This is a genomic window from Cohnella boryungensis (assembly GCF_042651945.1).
GTDB lineage: Bacteria > Bacillota > Bacilli > Paenibacillales > Paenibacillaceae > Cohnella > Cohnella boryungensis.
In genome coordinates this window covers 81,565-87,840 of the sequence record NZ_JBHSED010000032.1, presented here as the reverse complement: position 1 = coordinate 87,840, position 6,276 = coordinate 81,565, and the positions used below count along the sequence as shown (strand labels likewise).

The window sequence follows — 6,276 nt, the reverse complement described above, 5'->3', positions numbered from 1 at the left end:
GGTTACGCGAACCAGCCGGAGCTGACGGCGGAGAGGTTCGTGGCGAATCCGTTCGCAGCGGGCGAGCGGATGTACCGTACGGGAGACCTGGCGCGCTGGACGGCGGACGGGCAGATTCAATATTTGGGCCGAATCGACGACCAAGTGAAAATCCGGGGATACCGGATCGAGCTGGGTGAGATCGAGCGAACGCTGCTGACGCACGAATCGGTGTCGGAGGCGGCGGTCATTGCGGCGGACGACGGAATGGGCGGAAAGCGGCTGGTGGCGTACCTCGTGGCGGAAAGCGGGTGTACGTCGGGCGAGCTGAGAAAGCACTGCGGAGAGCGGCTGCCGGAGTATATGATACCGGCGTTGTTCGTGCAGCTGGAGCGAATGCCGCTGACGGCGAGCGGGAAGGCGGACCGGAAGGCGCTGCCTGCGCCGGAAGGGGAGATGGAGACGGGCGTGGCGTACGCGGCGCCGACGACGGAGACGGAGAAACGGCTGGCGGAGCTGTGGAGCGAGCTGCTGCAGCGGGAGAGAGTCGGCGTCGACGACGATTTCTTCGCCATCGGCGGGCATTCGCTGAAGGCGGCGACGTTGGCGGCGCGCGCGGAAGAGCAATTTTCGGCTCTAGTGTCGGTAAAGGATATTTTTCTGAATCCGACGATTCGTCAGCTGGCGCATAGGCTGGAGGTTGCAGGCAGGACGGAAGGCGAATATTCGCCTATTCCCCTCGCCGAGAAGAAGCCGTATTACGCGACTACACCCGCTCAGCAGCAAATGCTGCTTCACGAATACCGCAGCCCAGGCAGCTTGTCGTACCATATGCCATCGGTACTGGAGCTGACCGGTTCGCTGGACGAGGAGAGGCTTAACACGGCTTTGGCGAAGCTCGTTGCCCGCCACGAATCGCTTCGGACGTATTTCGGTCAGGCGGAAGGACGCTCGGTTCAATATGTTCTGACAACGATGGACGTATCGCTGGAGACGATGGATGAACAATCGTTCTTGAAGGACGGAGCGAGCGATTGGGAGTCCGCCGCACGTGCGTGGCTGCGCCCGTTCGACCTGTCAAGGACGCCGCTATTCCGTGTCGGGCTCGTCGAGCATGGGCAAGAGCGTCATTTGCTCCTGCTCGACATCCATCATACGGTATCCGATGGCGTTACATCGGGCATTCTCGTTCGCGACCTGATCGCGCTATACGAGAGTCGCCCGTTGCCGGAGGTCAAGGCTCAGCTTAAAGACTACAGCGAATGGCTCGTCGGGCTGCGAGCCGATGCGGAGTGGGAGCGGCAGCGGTCCTTCTGGTCGGAGAAATTCTCCGACGGCATTCCGGAATATGAATTGCCTTACGACCGGGACAGAAGCTTGGTGACGGAGCTGTCCGAGCTGGATCAAGCCGGGCGCTACAGCTTCCGCTTGGACAGCTCGGTCCGGGCGGAGCTGGAGCATCTGGCCGGCCGCACGGGCACAACCTTGTTCATGGTCATGCTCGCGGCTTATCAGGCCTTGCTCGGCTGTTGGTCGGGAAAGACGGACATCGTAACGGGCGTCCCTTCGGCTGGGCGAACGCACCCGGATCTGGCGCAAACCGCCGGACTGCTGCTGCAAACCTGGGCTATCCGCAACCGTCCGTTACCGGGGCTCACGTTCGAGGAATGGCTGGGAGCAGTCAAAGTTAGTTTACTTGAGGCTTTCGAGCATCCATGGCTGGCCGCCGAGGAACTGACCGAGCTGCTGGGCGAGCAGGGGCTTATCCGCTGGGAGGCGAATCGCAATCCGTTGTTCGAGACGATGTTCGTGATGCAGAATATGGATCTCGGGCCGACTCGGGCGGACGGACTTACTTGGCGCACGCTTCCGTGGAATTTTGCCGCAGCCAAGCTGGATCTCGTGCTTCAGGCGGAGGCTCAAGATGGAGAATGGGTGCTGGCCTTCGACTACCGTTCCTGCTTGTTCCGGGAAGAGACCGTCGCCGAGATGGCCGAAGAGCTATTGAAGCTGCTGGAGCGCGCCGCGGCGTCTCCGTCGACGAGCCTTGCCGAGCTTACGGGCATCGATGCGGCAAGCGAAGCCGTGGATTCGGACGACGAGCCGTTCGGCGGAGGCTTTCAATTCTAAGTCTTGCGGCGCCAATTAAAAACGGAGGTGCGGTTTATTCCCGCACCTCCGTTTTGTATGCAGCCCATCCCCAGCAAGCAACGCTTACTCGGGATGGATATCGGCCCACATTTCGTCCTCTACGTCCAATGCGATCTGCGAGGAGGAGACCTGCCGGCCATATTCATCCAAGACATACCGCGCGATCGCTTCCTTGAGATTGGCTTCAATCAGGAAGCGGCTGCGCCCGTGCACCCATACCTCCGCACTGAAGCTATACTGCTCATCGTAAAGCAATTCGACTTCGACGGCTTGCAGGGGCACCTCGTGCCGGGCGGCTGTGTGCAGGCAAACGGCGTTAACGATTTGATCCATGGTCAGCCGCATAGGGCATTACCATTTGCGCTGGTTTGCATCGTGAGGCGGATTTTGCCTGCGGCGCTTGATTGCATCGTAGATGGCTCTGAATACCATGAACAGTACGAACAGAGCGAGCACGTTCACGATCAGGCCCAGCATGTTGGCGAAGAAGCCCGTTCCGAACATCCCCCCGAACAGCATGCCCGCCAATCCGCCGATCATCATGCCCTTCAAGAAGCTGCCGCCGCTGAAAAATCCGCGGTTGGCGGAAGCTCCGGTTGAAGTATTTGTCGTCGAGCTCTTGCCCACAGTGTCTTGGGATTGGGCCGGCGTTTTGTTGAACGATTTTTTACCCGAGCTGAATGAACGCGGTCGGGCGTCGGCGTTGTCGGCCGGGACGGTTACGGCAACGGTGAAAGCGAACAGAGTCATCATGAGCAAAGCTTTTTTCCACATTTCGAATTCCTCCTGCAATAAGGCGATGATTTACGCTTATTATTTACGTAATGAAAGAGCTTTGGTTTCAAACGGAACGGGAGGTGCCTGATTGCCCGGAATAAGGTATGCTGGAGGAAGAACGAATTCATGGAACCGGTAAAGGAATGAAAGAGACGATGACTTCAAGCGATTATCCTGAAGCCTATATCGCATATTTGGCCGAATATTACGGTTCAAGGGATTATTTCGAATGCCATGAGATCATGGAGGAATATTGGAAAGAGGGAGAGAGCTCTGAATACGAGAGCTGCTGGCTCGTATTGATTCGCGTAGCTGTCGCGCAGTATCATGCCCGCCGGGGAAATTGGAAGGGAGCCATCAAGCTGATGGACAAAGCCGCCAGGGAAACGGAAGCGGCCCCGGGACTTTTCAAGCGCTTGGGCGTCGATGGCGCGGCGCTCGGTCGGCGCTTGAGAAGCGCAGTTCAAGAATGGAGCGGACCGGCGCCTGCTTATCGCGATCTTGAACTGCCGATTGTCGACGAAGCCTTGACGGTCCGGGCGAAGGAGCATTGCCGCAAGCTCGGCTATGAATGGTCGATTCCCGGTCTGAAGGCGGGAGATGACATCATTCACCGCCACTTGACGAGAGATCGTCAGGAAGTCGTCTCGGCAAGGGCGGAATCGGCCAAACGCAAATCGCTTAGTCGGGAGAGCTCGCTCCCTGAGCGTCGTAGCCGGACGTAACGACTTCGAGCTCGCCGGTATCCGGGTGAATGATTAATCCGTGCACAGGCGTATCCGGAGGCAGCAGGGGGTGGTTGCGGACGATGTCCACGCTGTTCTCGACGCTTTCCCGCACGCTGTCGAAGCCGGTCAGCCAGCGGTACAGATTGATGCCGGAATGACGCAACGTGTGTATGACGTGCTCCGGCACGCCTCTGGCTTCCATGTGGCCGACGACCTCGTTCGGATCGATGCCGGTCATCCCGCAGTCGTGGTGGCCGATAATAAACACCTCATTGGCGTTTAATTCATACAGCGCAACGAGAATGCTCCGCATAATGTTGCCGAAGGGCGAGGTAATGATGGCTCCGGCGTTTTTGATGATCTTGGCATCCCCATTCTTGAGATTGACCGCCTTCGGCAGCAACTCGGTCAAGCGGGCGTCCATGCAAGTCACGATGACGATGCGTTTCTCGGGCTTTTTGCTTGTCGTCAAATACTGTTCGAAGTCTTTGTTGCGGACGAATTGTTGGTTAAAATCGAGCATGTCATCCAGTTTGCGCAATACGTTTTCCTCCTCCTAAATCGGCGGATGCCGTCAAGATGTCGCGGCAGTACGCCTGTCTTCCAAACGCAATTGATTGCTGTAGATTTGACCGTCGCTGGCCAGCTTGAACGCCCGTCTGCCCGCATCATAGGAGACGCGCAGCAGCTCGTCGAAGAAAACCTCGTGGCGTTTCTCGTACCAGACCTCCAGGCGATTGCTTCCGGCTCGCAGATCTCCGGACTCCGGCTCGTCCAGCATCCAAAGGGCGGCAACCCCGTTCATGGCGCAGCCGCAGCCCTCGGAATCCGATACAAGCTTCCACGTCGAGGCTCCGGGACCGAACCTGGCGGCGATTTCCGCAACCGCTTCGTCACTCCATTGGATGAACATATGGCTCCCCCTCCTGTTTAATCGGCTCTCGTGCGAACGGATGTCAGACAAGTAAGTTGATTATAAATTTTACGGGGAGTATGATCAAGAAGACATTATTTACCGAGAAAGGTCGTGCGCTATGAATGCTTCGGACAATTCCGCCGCAACGCCGCTCCAGCGCTTTCGGAGCTTAATGACCCAGATTAAGCAGTATGAAGAAATTTTGGGGCTTGTCTATTGGGATATGAGAACGGGCGCTCCGCGCAAAGGAATCGGGCTGCGCTCGGAAGCGGTCGGCGCGCTGTCCTCCGAGACGTTCAAGCTGTCGACGTCGGAGGAGATGGGCGAGCTGCTTCGCGCATTGAACGAGCCGGGCGAATTGGCCAAGCTGGGAGAGATCGACCGACGCTTGGTCGAGGAGACGGCCAAGGAATACGAACGCAACCGTAAAATACCGCCGGATATGCACCGGGAATACGTCGTTCTCACCTCGCAGGCGGAATCGGCGTGGGAGGAAGCGAAGGAGAAGAACGATTTTCCCGGCTTCGTCCCTTATTTGGAGAAAATCATTGCGTTCAACCGCAAATTTATCGAACTATGGGGCGCCAAGGCGACGCCTTACGATACGCTGCTGGATATGTACGAGCCCGGCTTGACGACGGAGGAGCTGGATCGGCTGTTCGGGGAGCTGAGAGCCCGTCTCGTGCCGCTTGCCGAACGAATCGCCAATTCTCCGAACAAGCCGGACACCTCTTTCCTGGCCGGAACGTTCGACAAGGACGCGCAGAACAAATTCAGCAAGCACATCTTAAATGAGATGGGCTACGATTTCGAAGCCGGCCGATTGGACGAAAGCGCGCATCCTTTCGCCACTGGCCTGAACAAGAACGATGTCCGCATTACCACCAATTATTTGCCCGACGATCTCACGTTCGCGTTGTTCGGAACGATTCATGAAGGCGGCCACGCTCTCTACGAGCAAAACATTCGCGAAGAGCTGGCCGAAACGACGCTGTGCACGGGCACGTCCATGGGCATCCATGAATCGCAATCCCGTCTGTGGGAAAACACGGTCGGACGCAGCAAGGCTTTCTGGGATCGCTACTTGCCGGATCTGAAGACGTATTTCCCCGGGCAGCTGGACGAGGTGTCTGCCGAGGAGTTCTACCGGGGCATCAACGTCGTCGAGCCTTCCCTGATTCGGATCAAGGCGGACGAGCTGACCTACAATCTGCACATCATGATTCGATACGAGATCGAGAAGATGCTGTTTAATGAACAGTTGGACCCTCGGGACTTGCCGGAGGTATGGAACCGGAAATACGAGGAGGCGCTCGGCGTTACGCCTGCGAATGATGCCGAAGGCGTGCTTCAGGACGTGCATTGGGCAGGCGGAGCCTTCGGCTATTTCCCTTCGTACTCGCTCGGCAATATGTATGCGGCGCAGATGATGGACGTTGCCCGCAGGGCGATCCCCGATCTGGATGAGCAGATCGGCGCCGGACGGCTGCTTCCGCTGAAGGAATGGCTCACCGAGCAGGTCTATCAATACGGCAAGTTGCAGCGGCCGTCGGAGATCATAGAGCGGGTCAGCGAACAGCCGCTGCAATCCTCCTATCTATGCGATTATCTGGAGAACAAATATCGCGAAATCTATCGTTTGGAATAGCCCGGACGAGGGGGGCTGTTCCGAAGCCCTCCCCGGTCTTTCGGGCTCATAAGTATTCAAGCTTTGCTATTACCAGC

At 57.7% G+C, this 6,276-nt stretch carries 7 protein-coding genes; 3 read left to right on the top strand and 4 right to left on the bottom strand.

Going from position 1 to position 6,276, the window contains the following annotated elements; genetic code table 11:
- Positions 1-2,109 (top strand): condensation domain-containing protein (locus ACFO1S_RS15170; RefSeq protein WP_378127059.1); only part of this gene is annotated, 2,109 nt, incomplete at its 5' end.
- 84 nt (positions 2,110-2,193) lie between these two features.
- Here ACFO1S_RS15170 and ACFO1S_RS15165 read toward each other — a convergent pair.
- Both ACFO1S_RS15165 and ACFO1S_RS15160 read right to left on the bottom strand, forming a co-directional pair.
- Positions 2,194-2,463: a DUF2653 family protein gene (locus ACFO1S_RS15165; protein ID WP_378127058.1), complete on the bottom strand. Its 270-nt coding sequence runs from the start codon at positions 2,461-2,463 to the stop codon at positions 2,194-2,196.
- An 18-nt stretch (positions 2,464-2,481) separates the two neighbouring features.
- Positions 2,482-2,904 carry a hypothetical protein gene (locus ACFO1S_RS15160; RefSeq protein ID WP_204605503.1) on the bottom strand — a complete coding sequence of 141 codons (423 nt, stop codon included), beginning with the start codon at positions 2,902-2,904 and terminating at the stop codon, positions 2,482-2,484.
- 146 nt (positions 2,905-3,050) lie between these two features.
- Between ACFO1S_RS15160 and ACFO1S_RS15155 the strand changes: the two genes are divergently transcribed.
- A complete protein-coding gene (locus tag ACFO1S_RS15155; protein ID WP_204605502.1) occupies positions 3,051-3,632 on the top strand; it encodes a DUF309 domain-containing protein in 582 nt (193 codons plus the stop codon).
- On the opposite strand, the gene ACFO1S_RS15150 is transcribed toward ACFO1S_RS15155, so the two are convergent.
- Both ACFO1S_RS15150 and ACFO1S_RS15145 read right to left on the bottom strand, forming a co-directional pair.
- Positions 3,589-4,176, bottom strand: a complete 588-nt coding sequence (locus ACFO1S_RS15150) for a beta-class carbonic anhydrase (RefSeq protein ID WP_204605501.1) — start codon at positions 4,174-4,176, stop codon at positions 3,589-3,591. The two genes, ACFO1S_RS15155 and ACFO1S_RS15150, sit on opposite strands and share 44 nt — an antisense overlap.
- Positions 4,177-4,209: 33 nt before the next feature.
- Positions 4,210-4,548 (bottom strand): iron-sulfur cluster biosynthesis family protein, encoded by a 339-nt coding sequence (locus ACFO1S_RS15145; protein WP_204605500.1) that lies wholly within the window; start codon positions 4,546-4,548, stop codon positions 4,210-4,212.
- Positions 4,549-4,669: 121 nt separating this feature from the next.
- Here ACFO1S_RS15145 and ACFO1S_RS15140 point away from each other — a divergent pair, with 121 nt between their 5' ends.
- Positions 4,670-6,199 carry a carboxypeptidase M32 gene (locus ACFO1S_RS15140; RefSeq protein WP_204605499.1) on the top strand — a complete coding sequence of 510 codons (1,530 nt, stop codon included), beginning with the start codon at positions 4,670-4,672 and terminating at the stop codon, positions 6,197-6,199.
- Positions 6,200-6,276 lie beyond the last annotated feature (77 nt).

Coding starts and splice junctions, on each gene's coding strand:
- ACFO1S_RS15145 (WP_204605500.1), bottom strand. CDS start 4,548: ATGTTCATCCAATGGAGTGACGAAGCGGTTGCGGAAATCGCCGCCAGG.
- ACFO1S_RS15155 (WP_204605502.1), top strand. CDS start 3,051: ATGAAAGAGACGATGACTTCAAGCGATTATCCTGAAGCCTATATCGCA.
- ACFO1S_RS15165 (WP_378127058.1), bottom strand. CDS start 2,463: ATGGATCAAATCGTTAACGCCGTTTGCCTGCACACAGCCGCCCGGCAC.
- ACFO1S_RS15160 (WP_204605503.1), bottom strand. CDS start 2,904: ATGTGGAAAAAAGCTTTGCTCATGATGACTCTGTTCGCTTTCACCGTT.
- ACFO1S_RS15140 (WP_204605499.1), top strand. CDS start 4,670: ATGAATGCTTCGGACAATTCCGCCGCAACGCCGCTCCAGCGCTTTCGG.